Origin of the sequence: Saccharothrix sp. HUAS TT1, assembly GCF_040744945.1 — a bacterium.
Lineage (GTDB): Bacteria > Actinomycetota > Actinomycetes > Mycobacteriales > Pseudonocardiaceae > Actinosynnema.
Genome location: NZ_CP160453.1, coordinates 3,173,407 through 3,190,446, shown reverse-complemented (window position 1 = coordinate 3,190,446; position 17,040 = coordinate 3,173,407). Strand labels below are relative to the sequence as shown.

Annotated in this window: 10 protein-coding genes; 3 read left to right on the top strand and 7 right to left on the bottom strand. The window is 72.3% G+C overall.

Features of this window, described 5'->3' with window-relative positions:
• The first annotated feature begins 10 nt into the window (after positions 1-10).
• Entirely contained in the window at positions 11-601 is a 591-nt protein-coding gene (locus AB0F89_RS15860) for a maleylpyruvate isomerase N-terminal domain-containing protein (RefSeq protein WP_367136875.1), read from the top strand.
• A gap of 90 nt (positions 602-691) precedes the next feature.
• Here AB0F89_RS15860 and AB0F89_RS15855 read toward each other — a convergent pair whose 3' ends face one another.
• Both AB0F89_RS15855 and AB0F89_RS15850 read right to left on the bottom strand, forming a co-directional pair.
• The gene (locus AB0F89_RS15855; RefSeq protein ID WP_367136874.1) at positions 692-904 is read right to left on the bottom strand and encodes a ferredoxin; all 213 of its coding nucleotides are present in this window, start codon (positions 902-904) and stop codon (positions 692-694) included.
• Positions 901-2,115 (bottom strand): cytochrome P450, encoded by a 1,215-nt coding sequence (locus tag AB0F89_RS15850; RefSeq protein ID WP_367136872.1) that lies wholly within the window; start codon positions 2,113-2,115, stop codon positions 901-903. The genes AB0F89_RS15855 and AB0F89_RS15850 overlap by 4 nt, the downstream gene beginning before the upstream one ends.
• A gap of 313 nt (positions 2,116-2,428) precedes the next feature.
• On the opposite strand from AB0F89_RS15850, the gene AB0F89_RS15845 reads away from it, so the two are divergent.
• The gene (locus tag AB0F89_RS15845) at positions 2,429-3,604 is read left to right on the top strand and encodes an acyl-CoA dehydrogenase family protein (protein ID WP_367136870.1); all 1,176 of its coding nucleotides are present in this window, start codon (positions 2,429-2,431) and stop codon (positions 3,602-3,604) included.
• A gap of 104 nt (positions 3,605-3,708) precedes the next feature.
• Here the strand turns inward: AB0F89_RS15845 and AB0F89_RS15840 are convergent, their stop codons facing one another.
• Entirely contained in the window at positions 3,709-5,433 is a 1,725-nt protein-coding gene (locus tag AB0F89_RS15840; protein WP_367136868.1) for a BTAD domain-containing putative transcriptional regulator, read from the bottom strand.
• Between the two features lie 1,078 nt (positions 5,434-6,511).
• Here AB0F89_RS15840 and AB0F89_RS15835 point away from each other — a divergent pair.
• On the top strand, positions 6,512-7,477 hold the full coding sequence (locus tag AB0F89_RS15835) for an RNA polymerase subunit sigma-70 (RefSeq protein WP_367136866.1): 966 nt from the start codon (positions 6,512-6,514) through the stop codon (positions 7,475-7,477).
• A 52-nt stretch (positions 7,478-7,529) separates the two neighbouring features.
• Here the strand turns inward: AB0F89_RS15835 and AB0F89_RS15830 are convergent, their stop codons facing one another.
• The 4 genes from AB0F89_RS15830 to dctA all read right to left on the bottom strand — a co-directional run bounded on the left by AB0F89_RS15830 (position 7,530) and on the right by dctA (position 16,948).
• A complete protein-coding gene (locus tag AB0F89_RS15830) occupies positions 7,530-8,945 on the bottom strand; it encodes a flavin monoamine oxidase family protein (RefSeq protein WP_367136864.1) in 1,416 nt (471 codons plus the stop codon).
• 222 nt (positions 8,946-9,167) lie between these two features.
• Positions 9,168-10,673, bottom strand: coding sequence for a glutamate synthase subunit beta (locus tag AB0F89_RS15825; protein ID WP_367136862.1), 1,506 nt, complete (start codon positions 10,671-10,673; stop codon positions 9,168-9,170).
• Positions 10,666-15,204 carry a glutamate synthase large subunit gene (gene gltB / locus AB0F89_RS15820; RefSeq protein ID WP_367136860.1) on the bottom strand — a complete coding sequence of 1,513 codons (4,539 nt, stop codon included), beginning with the start codon at positions 15,202-15,204 and terminating at the stop codon, positions 10,666-10,668. Before gltB ends, AB0F89_RS15825 begins: the two co-directional genes overlap by 8 nt.
• 373 nt (positions 15,205-15,577) lie before the next feature.
• On the bottom strand, positions 15,578-16,948 hold the full coding sequence (gene dctA, locus AB0F89_RS15815; protein ID WP_367136858.1) for a C4-dicarboxylate transporter DctA: 1,371 nt from the start codon (positions 16,946-16,948) through the stop codon (positions 15,578-15,580).
• Positions 16,949-17,040 lie beyond the last annotated feature (92 nt).

The following is a 17,040-nucleotide window of genomic DNA, read 5'->3' as shown; positions in this document are numbered from 1 at the left end:
ATGACGACTCGTGACGTTCTCGTGGGCCGCTCTGCCGACCTCGGCAGCCGCCGAAGCCATCGCCGTCCTGGAGAAGGGGGCCGACCAGGACTGGAACCGCCCGGCCGGCGACACGCACTGGTCCTGCCGCGGCATCGTCGACCACATCCTGCTCGGTGTCGTCGGGTACGCGGGCCTGCTGATCGCCCAGCCCGCCAACCGCTACATGGCGGTGACCGCCGGGCTCAACCGCCACGCCTCGATCCCGGAGTGCCTGGAAGCCCTCGCCATCGCCAACACCTTCGTGGCGTCGGCGGTGCGGGAGGCCACGCCGGAGGCGCGCGCGTTCCACCCGTACGGCACGTCCGACCGCACCGGGTTCGCCGCCATGGCGGCCCTGGAGACCCTGGTGCACTCGCACGACATCGTGCGGACCCTCGGCTTCGACTGGACCCCGTCGGACGAGCTGAGCGCGCCGGTGGTCGAGCGGCTGTTCCCGGAGGCGCCCACCGGCCACCCGGCGGGCCTGACCCTGCTGTGGGCCACCGGCCGCATCCCGCTGCCCGGCGTGCCGCAGCGGCCGCGCGAGGGTTGGCGCTGGGACGGCTCCGTCCGCGACTGAGCCGAACACCGCCGCCGAGGCCACCACCGGGAACCCGGTGGTGGCCTCTGCGGTCTCCGGGGCCTGCGGCGCCCGGCCGTCCCGCGCCGGTCAGTCGTCGGCGAGCACGGTGAGCCGCACGGCCTCGGTCGGGCAGCAGTCGATGACGTCCTGCGCCATCGCGATGTCGTCCGCGTCCTCCAGCTCCGGTTCGGCCACCACGCCCCGACCGGACGGGTCGGAGCCGAACAGGTCGGGGGCCATCGCGTAGCACAGGCCGGAACCGCGGCAGGTCGCCTGGTCCACCTCCAGCCGCGCCCTCACGCGTTCAACCGCACCGGCATCGAGGCCACCGAGCGGATCAGCCAGGTCGGCACGTACGGCACCTCCTCGTGCGGCACCGCCAGCTCCAGCTTCGGGAACCGGGTGAACAGCGCAGGGACCGCGGTGCCGATCTCCATCCTGGCCAGCGCGGCGCCGAGGCAGTTGTGCAGGCCGTGGCCGAGCCCGATGTGCCGGGCGCCGGTGCGGGTGATGTCGACCCGGTCCGGGTCGGGGAACGCCTCGGGGTCCCGGTTGGCGGACAGGATCGACGCCAGCACCGGCGAGCCCTTGGGGATGTGCGTCCCCTTGAACTCGACGTCCTCCTTGGCGAACCGGATCAACGCGCTCGTGAACGCGCCCTCGTAGCGCAGGAACTCCTCCACCGCGGACGGCGTCAGCTCCGGCCGGGACAGCAGCAGGTCCCGCTGGTCCGGGTGGGTCAGCAGGCCCAGGGTGGCCGAACCGATCAGACCGCGCGAGGTGTCCAGCCCGGCCATGATCATGAGCGCCACCATGGCGACCAGCTCGTCCTCGCTCAGCCGGTCCTCGCCGTCCCTGGCCCGGATGAACGTGCTGGTGAGGTCGTCCGACGGTCGCTTGCGCTTCTCCTCGATCAGCTCGCGGCCGTACTCGCCGATCTCCTCGAACGCCTTCTTCCGGTCCTCGATGAGGTCCGGGTCGGTGCCGAAGGCGCGGTCGATCGCGTGCAGCATGTCGGTGAACCGCTCCAGCGGCATGCCGAGGATCTCGCCCATCACCTCGGCGGGCACGGAGCTCGCGTAGTCCATCACGTCCGGCTCGTCCGCCTCGGCGAGCCGGTCGAGGGCGCGCTCGGAGATCCGCGCCACGGTCTCGCGCCACTGCTCGGTGCGGCGCGGGGTGAACGCGCTCATCGCGAGCTTGCGCACCCTGGTGTGGTCCGGCGGGTCGAGCACGGTGAGGATCGTCTCCACCGCCGTGCCCGCGGCGAACACCATGCCCGCCGCCCTGGCCGCGTCATTGGCGTAGGTCGCCCCCGAGGTGCTGAACCTCGAATCACCCAGGAATTCCTTGACATCCTCGTACCGGGTGAGCATCCACGTCGGCACGTCACCGACCGGGAACCGGAAAGCGTGCACCGGGGAATTCTCCCGCAGCCAACCGAAAGCCGGGTAGGGGTTCTGGTAGAACTCGGCGCTGAACAAACCGGGCGACAATGCAGGGGCAGCCATCAGCCACTCCATTCTGCTTCCATGTTTTTCGCAGGCAGCCGACGGTAGGTCGACCCGGTTTCAGCGAGGTCCACGATGCGGTAAAGATCCGGTAATCCGCCCGGACCGGGCCGGAGGTCATCGGGTTACCGGCCGGTGGAGCAGCGCGGATAGCGTCCGCCGACGTATCCGACCTCCGTCGGCCGACCGGAAGACCACGACCGCCGAAATAATCGGCCGCCCGTCGGCGACAGCCACCGGGAATCAACCGGATCACCACGTCCGCGGCGGCGCCCGACGAGTACCGACCCGATCACCCGCGAGGAGAAACCCGATGTCGACGAGCGAGTCGCTGGCGTCCGTGCTGGACGCCGTGCGAGACCTGGTCCCCACCCTCAGGAACAACGGCGCGGAAGCCGAGCGGAACGGCTGGATACCGGACGAGAACATCGCGCTGCAGGAGAAGGCGGGCGTGTTCCGGATGGCGGTGCCCGCCCGGTTCGGCGGCCTCGACCTGCCCGCCGCGGACAAGGTGCGGGTGCTCACCGAGATCGCCCGGGGCTGCGGTTCGACCGGCTGGGTGTCGATGGTGTGGGTGCACAGCGCCTGGACGGTGACGCTGTTCCCGGACAAGGCGCAGGAGGAGGTGTTCGCGAGCGGGTCGGTGCGCGTGTCCAGCGCGTTCGCCCCCACCGGCAAGCTGACCCGCACCGAGGGCGGCTACCTGCTCAACGGCCGGTGGGCGTTCAACACCGGGATCAAGGGCGCCGACTGGAACCTGGCCGCGGCCATGGTGGAGAACCCGGACGGGTCGCACGGCGAGCTGATGGCGCTCGTCCCCGTCGGCGACCTGTCCATCGTGGACGACTGGGACGTCGTGGCGGCGGGCGGGACCGGCAGCGCGACCTCGGTCGCCGAGGACGTGTTCGTGCCGGAGCACCGGGCGCTGGACTTCGAGCACGCGATGTCCAACACCACGCCGGGCCGCTCCAACGGCGGCGCGGACGGCCGCGACTACGGCCTGATGAGCCTGGTGATGGCAGAGGTGTCGGCCGTGTTCGTCGGCATGGCCCGGGGCGCGTACGAGCTGTTCCTCGAACGGCTGCCCGGTCGCGGCATCACCTACACCTCCTGGACCGACCAGAGCGAGCACCCGCTCACCCACATCCAGGTGGCCACCGCCAAGAACAAGATCGACGCCGCCGAGTCGCTGTCCTCGCTCTGGTTGACCCCGATCCAGGAGCGCGCCGACGCGGGCGAGCAGCTGTCGCTGGACGAGAAGTCGATCGTCCGCGGCCAGACCACCTTCGCGGCCCAGCTCGCCAAGGAGGCGGTCGAGCTGCTGCACACCGCCAGCGGCGCGTCGGTGATCCGGCGCTCGGTGCCGTTCCAGCGGTTCCACCGCGACATCCAGGGGATGTCGCTGCACGCGCTGGTCCAGTTCAACGCCAACATGGAGCTCCAGGGCCGGGTGCTGCTCGGCAAGGACCCCGACACCGTGTTCATCTGATCCCCCGAGCGGTCCGACGACCGCGACGCGACGAGCCGGGACCCGCCGATCGGGTCCCGGCTCGTCGCGGTCCGCACGGGCGCCCGGAGGTCCCGGCCCGCCCGTCAGATGGCGAAGATCAGGCGCGGGTTGTCCTCGTCCAGGCCCGTCGCGCACTTGGGCCCCACCCCGACCCCGGTGGCGCGGTACGGCAGCGCGCTCTCCACCAGCAGCGTGGTGGTGTTCGGGCGCAGGCTCCAGTCCGGTTTGGCGGCCAGCAGGTCCGGGTGGGCCGCGACGACCACCAGGACCGGCACCGAGCGGGACATGTCGGCCAGGCCGGCGACGAAGTCCAGCAGCGCTTCGTCACCCCGGTGCAGGTCTTCCGCCACCACGACCAGCGGCGCGTCGAGGGTCAGCCGGTCCAGGAACAGCCGCCACACCTCGGCGGCGCCGTGCGGCGGCGTCGAGTCGGGGTCCAGCAGCGGCAGCAGCCCGTCGACCAGGCGGCGGACCTCGCCGTCGGACGTGGCCGCGCACCGGACCATCGACTCCAACCTGCCGCGCACGGTCAGCGAGGTGTCGTTCGGCCCGACGCCGCAGACCTCGGCCAGGATCCGCGCGCGCGACGCGTGCACCGCGTGCGCGCCCCGGGCCGGGCCGACCTTGATCAACCGCGGCCGGGGGTCCCCGCCCGCGCCGACCACCTGCTCGAACCGGGACAGGATGGTGGGCTCGCCCTCGCTCAGCATGGTCACCAGGTGCGGCCGGTTGCGGTGCCGCACCACGCCGAGCAGGCCGAGCAGCAGCCTCAGCTCGCACTCGCTCGGGTCGGCGTCGGCCTCGGCGCCGTGGTCGACGCCGGTCAGCTCGGCCGCGCACAGCTCCCAGCCGACCAGCGAGGCCCCGCTGACCCGGCGGTAGGCGACCACCGAGGCGGTGCAGTGCCGGGTGTGGTCGCACGCCCAGACCGCGCCCGCGGCCGCGTTCGCCAGCAGCGCCTCGCAACTGCCCAGCAGGGCCCCGTTCACCTCGAACGGCTCGGCGCCCGGGCGGCCGGGTCCGGTGACGACCGCCGCGCGGACGGTGGTCTCGCCGGCCGGGTCGTGCAAGGCGTCCCGGATCGCCGCCGCGGCGCGGACCGCGCGCAGGGCGCTGTTCTGGCGGTCGGCGCCCGAGGCGAACAGCGCCAGCGTGACCGAGCCGATCGAGCCGGTCACCACGCCGCCCAGGGCGCCCGCCTTCTCCCGGATCGTGGCGGCCACCCGTTCGAAGGTCTCCTCGCGCCGGTCGGCCGGGAACGGCACCTTCACCATGAGCACGCTGATCTGGGCCTGCCCGGTCGCGCGCGCGGGCGGCGGGGGCGGCGCGGACCGCTCGGCCCGCGGCGTCGGGACGGCCAGGACGGGGTCGTGCGCGAGGATCGCGCGCTGGAGGGACTGGAGCTCCTTGCCCGGTTCGAGCCCGAGCCCGCCCGCCAGCGCGGTCCGCACCCTGGAGTACGTGCGCAGGGCGTCCGCCTGCCTGCCGCTGCGGTACTGGGCCACCATGAGCTGGCCGCACAGGCGCTCGCGCAGCGGTTCGGTCTCCACCAGCAGTTCCAGCTCGTCGACCGCCGTGTAGTGGCGCCCGCACGCCAGCTCCGCCTCGAACCAGTCCTCCATGGCGTCGAGCCGGGCGTTCTGCAGCGCGGTCAGCTCCGGCCACGACGTGCCGGTCTCCACCAGGTCGGCCAGCGCGGGGCCCCGCCAGAGGGCCAGCGCCTCCCGCAACAACCTGCTCGCGACTTCCGGGGAACCGGCGGCCAATTCGGCCCTGCCCTGTTTGGCCAACCGGTGGAACCGGTGCACGTCGATATCGTCGGGATCGATCCTCAACATATATCCGGGAGCCTTGGTCAACAAGGCGGGAGCCTCTTCGCCCTCCCCTTGCGCGGAATGCGCGGACAGGACTCCGCGCAACCCCCAGATCGCGTTTTGGAGTATCTTACGGGCAGACTTCGGGGCGTCTTCCATCCATAACGTGTCCAGCAACTGGCTGGTGGCCACCACCCGATTGGCCCTTAACAGCAGGAATGCCAGCACCGCCCGTCTCGTCGCCCCTCCGACCGCGACCGGCTGACCACGTTCGACCACTTCGAGTGGACCCAACATCCGAAAGTGCACTGTGACCCCCCAGTGAATGCACGAATGCTCAAGAACGCGCGGGCCATCTCCCCCGCCACACGTTAACCAACCCCCATCGACACTACCAGTTAAGCAGAAGTCCGCTCATCGCCCATCCGGGGTAACGCACCAGGTCAGCGAATTGCGAACCGAGGGCGATCGCGCTTTAGCATTTAGCCGGTCATTGTCAGTCCGGTCCCACCGCCCCGGCACGAGACCCGATCAAGACCGAACTCGGCGCCGAACCGACGGCCAATCGCGCCGATCCGGCTGCGGACCCCCGAACCGGGAGCGACCCGCGCACCGCGATTCGCGGAGCCGTGCGCTCCAGGGAACCGAGGCGGTCGCGGAGTGGTCGGGGCCGGGCGGGACCGGTCAGCAGCCGCCCGACCGCTCGGCGGGTCAGGCGCGGGACACCGGCCACCCACCGCAGCGCGGCGGGGACGCGGTCGCCACCCACACTACCCAGCGGGGCCGGGTGACCGGTGAGACGTCCGCCACCGCCGAGACCCCGGACCAGGGTCGGCAGGTCGAGGACGAGCACCGCGCAGGCCACCGGGAGCAGGGTGGGCGCGGTCCACCGGGACGGGTCCCGGGGGTGGGTTCCGCCGCCCCCCGTCGGGGTTCCGGCTGCCTTCGGCTCGGTCACGTTGGAGAAGACCGGCGGGCGAGGGGAAATTCGCCGCCGATCCGCGACGAATTTCGGGTGGGAGCCCGGTCTACAGACGTGGCAGAGTTATGCATGTCCCGAGGGGGGAGCGACATGACGTCGACCGAGCTGAGCGCGCACCCGGGCGCCGGGGGCAGACCCGGTGGCGAGGACTTCGCCCGGCTGACCGACCCGTACCGCCACGAACTGCTCGCGCACTGCCACCGCATGCTCGGGTCGGTGCACGACGCCGAGGACCAGGTGCAGGAGACGATGCTGCGCGCGTGGCGGTCGTACCAGGACTTCGAGGGGCGTTCGTCGTTGCGCAGCTGGCTCTACCGGATCGCCACCAATGTCTGCCTGACCGCGCTGGAGAGCCGGAGCCGCAACCCGCTGCCGTCCGGGCTGCCCGCCGACGACCGGCACGACGCCGACGGCACGCCCGCCGTCGAGCCGGACGCCGACCCGGCCGCGATCGTCTCGTCCCGGGAGAACATGCGCCTGGCCCTGGCCGTGGCCTGGCAGCACCTGGCGCCGCAGCAGCGGGCCGTGCTGATCCTGCGGGACGTGCTCGGCTGGCGGGCCAACGAGGTCGCCGCGGTGCTCGGCACCTCCGGCGCGGCCGTGCACAGCATGCTGCGCCGGGCCCGCGCGCAGCTCGCCCAGGCCGCGCCCACCGCGGCCACCGTCGAACCGGAGCGGCGCCACCTGCTCGACCGGTACGCCGCGGCGTTCGAGGACGGCGACATCACCGCCCTGGTCAACCTGCTGACCTCGGACGTCGTGTGCTCGGTGTCGACCGCCGCGGAACCCCTGACGGGCCGCGAGGCCATCGGCCGGTACCTCGCGCACTGCCCCGCGCTCGGCGACTGCCGGATGATCCCGATCACCGTGCACGAGCGGCACGGCTTCGCGGTGTACCGACCGGGTCCGGACGGCGTGCACCGCGCCTACTCCATCGAGGTGCTGACCGAGACCGCGTCCGGCATCGAGCGGATCGACGTCGTCGAGGACCCGGCCCTGTTCACCACGTTCGGGTTGCCGAAAACCCACCCCGGCGCGGAGGCCGCCGTCCGGTGACGGACGCCGGCGGCGCGGGCCCCGGGAGCCGGGGCCCGCGCCTCGACACCGGTCAGACGAGGGCCAGCGCCTGCCGCGCGCCGAGCACGCCCGCCTCGATCGCGCCCTCGATGTAGCCGTGCCACGCGGCGGGCACGTCGCCCGAGGCGAACACGACCCGGCCGTGCGGCCGGTGGATCGCGGGCACCTGCCGGAGCAGCTGGCCCGGCCGGCGCATCGCCCAGCCGCCCATCGCCCACCGGTCCCGCCCCCACGACCAGGCCCGGCAGTCCCGGACCGTCGCGCCCGGCAGGATCGTGCGCAGCTTCGCCTGCACGTCCGGCAGGTTGGTCGGGTCGAGGGCGGGGTCGACGCTGAAGGCGACCACCAGCTGGTCGCCGTCGGGCAGTTCCGCCTGCGGCACGACCTGCGACATCGGCGAGCCCTCCGGGCCCAGGGCGAACGGCAGGCGGTGGTCGCCGCGCAGTCGGAGCAGCAGCTTGGTCACGTTCGGCACCCCGACGCCCTGCCGGGTGGCCTGCGCGTGCACCGCGGGCAGCCCCGGCGAGAACGAGATCGTCCGCCACACGTTCACCGGCACCGCCACCACCACGGCCGGCGCGGTGTAGCGCGCGCCGGCCCACGTGGTGACCACCACGCGTCCGGGCTCCTCGGCCACCGCGGCGACCGGCGAGTTCAGCCGCAGGTCCGCCCGCGCGTCGGCGAGCACCGCGGTCAGCAGCGCGCCGGTGCCGCCTTGGACCAGGTGCTCGTTGAGCTCGTTCCAGCCCTGCCCGGTGTGCCCGCCGCCCGCCCACGACTGCGCCAGCGCGGTGAGCCCGCCGAGCGCGCTCGACCCGCCGGAGAACACGCTCGTCACGCCGCCGAGCCACAGCCCGTCCTCCTCGGGCAGGGCCAACCGGTCCAGCCGGTCCCGCAGCGAGAGCGGGTCGTGGCGGGCCAGGACATCCGCCGCGAACAGCGGGTCGCGGGGGCGCGGGAAGTAGTCCCGCGACCCCTCGAACAACCGGGCCAGCAACGAGTTCAGCCGGTCGTTCGCCTCGGCGAAGTCGACTTCCCGCTGCCCACCCGCCGCGGCCGGGAAGAACGCGCGCAGCGGCGTGGGCCCGCCGGACCTCGTCCCGATCCCGTAGCGCCGCAGCTCGGCCATGACGTTGGTGTGCGCGTCGCTGACCCACTGGCCGCCGTACTCGATCACCTGCCCCTCGTAATCGGCGGTGCGGGTGCGACCGCCGATCCGGTCGCGAGCCTCCAGCAGCACCGGCCGCAGGCCCGCGGACCGCAGCTCGCGGGCCGCGGTGACGCCCGCGAAGCCCGCCCCGACGACGATCACGTCGGCCGACCGGCCGCCGCCCGCGCGGGCTCCCGGCGCGCCCGCGATCCCCACCGCCCCCGCCAGCGCCGCGCCGCCCGCTCCCCTGAGCACCGCGCGTCGCCCGATCAACCGCTCCTGCCCACCGCTGGTCATCGCCTGTCGCCCCCTGGCTCGAATGACATCGTCGAGAGTCCTTCTCCCGCAACGGAAACGCTGTTCGTGGACTGCGTCGCCTGTCTATCGGGGAGGGGGCACGGCGCGGCAACCGCCGGATAACCGGGCGAAGCGCCGGCGCGGGTCCCGCGAAACGCGAAAGGCCGCTCCGACGCCGTTGTCGGAGCGGCCGGGCACCCGGCTGCGGTTCGCGCAGCCGAACTACACCACGGCGAGCGGAAGCATGTTGGGGATCACCGGGGACGGCAGGTCGGACGAGCCGGTCAGGTACCGGTCCACCGCGTTGGCCACCGAGCGGCCCTCCGCGATCGCCCACACGACCAGGGACGCGCCCCGGTGCGCGTCACCGCACACGAACACGCCGGGCGACTGGGTCTGCCAGTCCGAGCCGCACGAGATGGTGCCGCGCGAGGTGAGCCGGATGCCGAGCCCGTCCAGCAGCGGCAGGTGCTCGACGCCCTCGAAGCCGATGGCCAGCAGCACCAGGTCCGCCGGCAGCACCTCGACCTCCTCGGACGTCGGCACGACCTGCCGCCGACCGGAGGCGTCCTTCTCCACCCGCACCTTGCGCAGCCGGATCTGCCGCACGTGGCCGTCCTCGTCGCCGACGAACTCCTCCACCGCGACCGCGAACCTCCGCTCCCCCGCCTCCTCGTGCGCGGGGTACGTGCGCAGGATCCACGGCCACACCGGCCACGGCGAGCGCTCGCCGTCCCGGGTGGACGGCGGCATCGGGTACTGGTCCAGCTGCAGCACCGAGGCCGCGCCCTGCCGGGACGCCGTCCCGTAGCAGTCCGCGCCGGTGTCGCCGCCGCCGATGACGACGACGTGCTTGCCGGCCGCGTCGACGGCGGTCGGCCCGTCGCCCTCGCAGGCCCGGTTCGCGGGCACCAGGTGCTCCATCGCCAGGTGGATGCCCCGCAGCGAGCGGCCGGGGGTGGTCGTGTCGTCACGGCCGCGCAGCGCGCCCACCGCGAGCACCACGGCGTCGTGCTCCGACCGCAGCTCCTCGACGCTCAGGTCCACGCCGACCTCGCAGCCGGTGACGAACTTCGTGCCCTCCTTGCGGAGCTGCGCGAGCCGCCGGTCCAGGACCTTCTTCTCCATCTTGAACTCGGGGATGCCGTAGCGGAGCAGCCCGCCGAGCCGGTCGTCGCGCTCGTACACGGTGACCTCGTGCCCGGCGCGGGTGAGCTGCTGCGCCGCCGCGAGCCCGGCCGGTCCCGAGCCCACGACCGCGACCTTCTTGCCCGACGACACGTGCGACTGCGTGGGCCGCACGAGCCCCTGGTCCCAGGACACGTCGGCGATGGCCTGCTCGACCCGCTTGATGGCGACCGCGCCGCCGGCGTCGTGGCTGATCGCCAGCACGCACGCCGCCTCGCACGGCGCGGGGCACAGCCTGCCGGTGAACTCGGGGAAGTTGTTCGTCGCGTGCAGCCGCTCCGACGCGGACTCCCAGTCGCCCCGGCGCACCAGGTCGTTCCACTCCGGGATCAGGTTGCCCAGCGGGCAGCCCGCCGACCCCGAGTGGCAGAACGGGATGCCGCAGTCCATGCACCGCGTCGCCTGCGTGCGCACCTCGGCGTCGCGCTGCTCGGCGGGCAGGTCCTGGTAGACCTCGCTCCAGTCGCCGAGCCGGTCGGCGGCGGGGCGCTTCTTCGGCTCGGAGCGGGAGTGCTTGAGGAAACCGTACGGGTCAGCCACGGGAAGCCTCCATGATCGCCTGGTCGACGTCCCTGCCTTCCGCGCGGGCGAGCCTCATCGCTTCGAGCACGCGCTGGTAGTCACCGGGCATGACCTTGGTGAACGACGCGGAACGCCGGGGCCAGTCGCCGAGCAGCGACGCGGCCACCGCCGAACCGGTGAGCTGGTGGTGGCGCTCCACCACCTCGCGCAGCCAGCGCAGGTCCTCCACGCCGGGCCGCTGCAGCTCGACCATGGCGGTGTTGACCGCCGCCGGGTCGAGCTCCAGCACGTACGCGATGCCGCCGGACATGCCCGCGGCCAGGTTGCGGCCGGTCGGCCCGAGCACCACGGCCCGGCCACCGGTCATGTACTCGAACGCGTGGTCGCCGACGCCCTCGGCGACGGCCAGCGCGCCCGAGTTGCGCACGCAGAACCGCTCGCCGACCCGGCCGCGCAGGAAGACCTCGCCGGACGTCGCGCCGTAGCAGATGACGTTGCCCGCGATGACCTGCCGCTCGGCCGCGAACGGCGCGTCGGGGTGCGGGCGGACCACGATCCGGCCGCCGGACAGGCCCTTGCCGACGTAGTCGTTGGCGTCGCCGATCATCTCCAGCGTGATGCCGCGCGGGATGAACGCGCCCAGCGACTGGCCGGCCGAGCCGGTGAACGTCACGTGGATCGTGTCGTCGGGCAGGCCGTCGCCGCCGAACCGGCGGGTCACCTCGGCGCCGAGCAGCGTGCCGACGGTCCGGTTGACGTTGCGCAGCGGCAGTTCCAGCCGCACCGGCCGGGCGTCGTTCAACGCCGCGTCGGCGAGCTGGAGCAGCGTGCGGTCCAACGCCTGCGCCAGGCCGTGGTCCTGGTCGCGGACCTTGCGCTTGGCCGTGCGGTAGGGCGTCTCGGGCACCGCGAACACCGGCGTCAGGTCCAGCCCGGCCGCCTTCCAGTGCTCGACCGCCTCGTCGGTCTTCAGCAGCTCGGCGTGGCCGACGGCCTCGTCGACCGTGCGGAAGCCCAGCGACGCCAGCAGCTCGCGGACCTCCTGCGCGATGAAGTGGAAGAAGTTCACCACGTGGTCGACCTGGCCGGTGAAGCGCTTGCGCAGCTCCGGGTTCTGGGTGGCGATGCCGACCGGGCAGGTGTCGAGGTGGCAGACGCGCATCATGACGCAGCCCTCCACGATCAGCGGCGCGGTCGCGAAGCCGAACTCCTCCGCGCCGAGCAGCGCCGCCACGACCACGTCCCGGCCGGTGCGCATCGCGCCGTCGACCTGGACCGTGATCCGGTCGCGCAGACCGTTGAGCAGCAGCGTCTGCTGGGTCTCGGCAAGGCCGATCTCCCACGGCGTGCCCGCGTGCTTGAGCGAGTTGAGCGGCGACGCGCCGGTGCCGCCGTCGTGACCGGAGATCAGCACCACGTCCGCGTGCGCCTTCGCCACGCCCGCCGCGACCGTGCCGACGCCGACCTCGCTGACCAGCTTCACGTGCACGCGGGCCTGCTCGTTGGCGTTCTTCAGGTCGTGGATCAGCTGGGCCAGGTCCTCGATCGAGTAGATGTCGTGGTGCGGCGGCGGCGAGATCAGGCCGACGCCCGGCGTCGAGTGCCGGGTCCGCGCGATCCACGGGTACACCTTGTAGGCGGGCAGCTGGCCACCCTCGCCCGGCTTCGCGCCCTGCGCCATCTTGATCTGGATGTCACTGGCGTTGACCAGGTACTCGCTGGTGACGCCGAACCGGCCGGACGCGACCTGCTTGACCGCGCTGCGCCGCTCCGGGTCGTACAGCCGCTCCGGGTCCTCGCCGCCCTCGCCGCTGTTGGACCGGCCGCCGAGCCGGTTCATCGCGATGGCCAGCGTCTCGTGCGCCTCGGCCGAGATCGACCCGTAGGACATGGCGCCGGTGTTGAACCGCTTGACGATCGAGGAGACCGGCTCGACCTCGTCGATCGGGACCGGCGTGCGGCCCTCCGAGCGGAACGAGAACAGCCCGCGCAGCAGGCCGCCCTGGCGGGCCAGCCGCTCCACCTCGTCGGTGTAGCGCCGGTAGACGTCCTCGCGGCCGGTCTTGGTGGCGTGCTGGAGCAGGAACACCGTCTCCGGCGTGAACAGGTGCAGCTCGCCCTCGCGGCGGTAGGCGTACTCGCCGCCCACCTCCAGCCTGCGGTGCACCCGGTCGGTCGGGTTGTCCGGGTGGGCGCGGCGGTGGCGCAACGCCACCTCCTCGGCCAGCACGTCCAGCCCGGCGCCGCCGAGCTTGGACACGGTGCCGGTGAAGTACTCGTCCAGCAGCTCGCCGGACAGGCCGACGGCCTCGAACACCTGCGCCGCCGTGTACGCGCCCACGGTCGAGACACCCATCTTCGACATGATCTTCAACGTGCCCTTGACCAGGGCCGTCACGTAGTTCCGGACGGCCTTGCGCGGCTCGATGCCGGTCACCGCGCCGGTGTTGATCATGTCTTCGATGGTCTCGAACGCCAGGTACGGGTTCACCGCGGCGGCGCCGTAGCCCAGCAGCGCGGCGACGTGGTGCACCTCGCGGGCGTCACCGGTCTCCACGACCAGCGCCACCCGCAGCCGCTCCTTGGTGCGCACCAGGTGGTGGTGCACCGCGGAGACCAGCAGCAGCGACGGGATCGGGGCCATCCGGTGGTCGGAGTCCCGGTCGGACAGCACCAGCGTGCGGGCGCCGTTCGCGATCGCCTCGGACGCCTCGCGGCGCACCCGCTCGACCGCCGCCGCCAGCGCCGCGCCGCCACCGTCCACTTCGTACAGTCCGGACAGGACGGTGCAGGCGAAGCCCGGCAGGTCGCCGTCGTCGTTGATGTGGATGAGCTTGGCCAGCTCGTCGTTGTCGATCACCGGGTAGGTCAGCTTGATGTGCCGGCAGCTGACCGGGCCCGGCTCCAGCAGGTTCTGCTCCGGGCCCATCACCCGGGACACGCTGGTGACGATCTCCTCGCGGATCGCGTCCAGCGGCGGGTTGGTGACCTGGGCGAAGTTCTGCACGAAGTAGTCGTAGAGCAGCCGGGACCGCTGCGACAGCGCCGCCACCGGGGTGTCGGTGCCCATCGAGCCGAGCGGTTCCGCGCCCGCCGTGGACATCGGCGCGAGCAGGACCCGCAGCTCCTCCTCGGTGTAGCCGAACGTCAGCTGCCGGCGCATCACCGACTCGTGGCTCTGCACGACGTGCTCGCGGTCGGACAGGTCCGCCAGCTCCAGCAGGCCCGCGTGCAGCCACTCGTCGTAGGGCAGCTCCCCGGCCAGCTCCGACTTGACCTCGTCGTCCGCGACCAGGCGACCCTCGACCGTGTCCACCAGGAACATCCGACCGGGCTGCAACCGGCCCTTGGCCACCACCCGGTCCGGCGGGACGTCCAGCACGCCGGTCTCCGAGGCCAGCACCACCCGGCCGTCCGCGGTCTGCCACCAGCGGGCCGGGCGCAGGCCGTTGCGGTCGAGCACCGCGCCGACCAGCGAGCCGTCGGTGAACGTCACGCAGGCCGGGCCGTCCCACGGCTCCATCAGGCTCGCGTGGAACTCGTAGAACGCGCGGCGCTTCGGGTCCATCGAGGTGTGGTTCTCCCACGCCTCCGGGATCATCATCAGCACCGCGTGCGGCAGGCTCCGGCCGCCCAGGTGCAGCAGCTCCAGCACCTCGTCGAAGCTCGCCGAGTCCGAGCCCTCCGGGTGGCAGATCGGGAACAGCCTGGTCAGGTCGCCCGGGATCAGCTCGGAGGCCAGCAGCGCCTCGCGGGCCCGCATCCGGTTCCGGTTGCCGCGCACGGTGTTGATCTCGCCGTTGTGCGCGACGTACCGGAACGGGTGCGCCAGCGGCCACGACGGGAACGTGTTGGTGGAGAAGCGGGAGTGCACCAGGGCGATGGCGCTGGCCAGCCGCTCGTCGCGCAGGTCCGGGAAGAACGCGGGCAGCTGGCCGGTGGTCAGCATGCCCTTGTAGACGATCGTCCGGGACGACAGCGACGGGAAGTAGGCGCCGACGTCCGCCGCCGCGCTCTCGTGCTCGACCCGCTTGCGCAGGGCGAACGTGAGGCGGTCCAGCTCGACGTCGCGCCGATCGGTCTCGCCGCGGACCAGCAGCATGGCGAAGTGCGGCATCACCGACCGGGCGGTCGGGCCGACGCCCGCGTGGTCGGGCGCGGTCGGCACGTCGCGCCAGCCGAGGACTTCCAGGCCCTCCTCGACGGCGATCCGCTCGGCCAGCTCGACCGCCTTCGCGCGGTCCTCCTCGTCGGCGGGCAGGAACGCGATGCCCGCCGCGTACGCGCCCGCCTCCGGCAGCTCGAAGTCCAGCACGTCGCGCAGGAAGGCGTCCGGCAGCTGCAGCAGGATCCCGGCGCCGTCGCCGCTGGTCGGCTCGGCGCCCGCGGCCCCGCGGTGCTCCAGGTTGGCCAGCGCGGTGAGCGCGTCGACGACGATGCCGTGCGAGCGCCGGCCCTTGATGTCGGCGACCATCGCCACACCGCAGGCGTCACGTTCCGCGGTGGGGTCGTAGAGCCCCTGCGGGGACGGGATGGCGGAGAAGATCACTGCGCAGACCTCCTTCGTCGTCCTTGGGAAAAGAACGAGTCCTCGTGTCCAGGTCCTGGAATCCGGGTGCTGGGCACGGGACGACGATGGCCCGCGTGTTGACGCGACTTTAACAGTCGCGAAACCGAACCACACCATCCTTCGGGTGATCTCGGTCGCCGACGCGTAACGATTTTGCCCACCCGTGCGATACCCCGGCCAGCTTGTTACGCGTTGTTAAGCATAACCGAGCGACGGCCTCCCCGCGCGTCGGTGAGAGCTTGCCGACACGCGCCCCGGCGACCGCGCTCGCGGAGAACTCGCAGGTGAGCCCCCGTGCCGTCGCCCGACTGGGACGACGGCTGCCCGGGGGCTCACGATCAGGTGATCGCGATCAGCGCGTGCCGGACGCCGCGGGTTCACGCTCCGTGACGTCGTCGTCGGCGTGCTGGCGCTCCAGGAGCGCGTCCGCGTCGACCACCGAGGGGTCGTCCAGCACCTCGCGCAGCCGCTCGCGGTCCAGCTGGCCCTGCCAGCGGGCCACCGCCAGGGTGCCGACGCCGTTGCCGATGACGTTGGTGATCGCCCGCGCCTCCGACATGAACCGGTCGATGCCCACGATCAGCGCGATGCCGACCGCCGGGATCGCGCTGTTGCCCTCGAACGCGCTCAGCGACGCCGCCAGCGTGACCAGGCCCGCGCCCGTCACCCCCGCCGCGCCCTTGCTGGCCAGCAGCATGAACAGCAGCAGCCCGACCTGCGTGCCCAGCCCCACCTCCGTGCCGGTCGCCTGGGCGATGAAGATCGCGCCCATGGTCAGGTAGATGCAGGTGCCGTCCAGGTTGAACGAGTAGCCCGTCGGGATGGTCAGGCCGACCACCGACTTGTCCGCGCCCGCCGCCTCCAGCTTCACCAGCATCCGCGGCAGCACCGTCTCCGACGACGACGTGCCGAGCACGATCAGCAGCTCGTCCTTGATGTAGCGGAGGAACTTGAAGATCGAGAACCCGGCGTACAGCCCCACGCCGCCCAGCACCACCAGGACGAACAGCAGGCACGTCGCGTAGAACGAGCCCATCAGCCAGGCCAGCTTGCCCAGGATCGAGCCGCCGAACTTGCCGATCGTGTAGGCGATGCCGCCGAACGCGCCGATCGGCGCCGCGTACATGACGATCTTGATGACGCCGAACATGACCTTCGCGACCGTGTCGAGCGCCTGCACCACCCGCTCGCCGCGCTTGCCCATGCCCGCCACGGCCACCGCGACCAGGATCGCCACCACCAGCACCTGGATCAGCTGGCCGTCGGTGAACGCGCCCAGGAACGACTTCGGCACCAGGCCGAGGATGAACCCGGTGACCCCCGTCTCGGCCGTCTTGGCGTCGGCCAGCGTCTTGTCGGCCGCGCCGTCGCTGATCGGGATGGACGCGCCGTGGTGGCCCGGCTGGACCAGGTTGACGACCAGCAGGCCGATCGCCAGCGCCACCGTCGTCATCGCGGTGAAGTACAGGATGGTCCGCAGCGCCAGGCCGCCCGCCTTGGCCAGGTTGCCCAGGCCCGCGATGCCGACCACCACGGTGCAGAAGATCGTCGGCGCGATGACGACCTTGACCAGCGCGATGAAGAAGTCGGCCAGCCACTTCATGCCCGACGCCTGGGCCGGGAAGGCGTACCCGACGACCACGCCGAGCACGATCGACACCAGCACCCAGAAGTAGAGGTGCTTGTAGATCGGTTTGCGCTCACGTGCCTGCGCGCTGACCACGTCTCCTCCAAGGGGGGACCATTGGGTTTGGTCAGTGATCCTGAGCACAGGCCGGCGGCGCGACAAGGACGGCGGCGGAAACTTCAGATCCC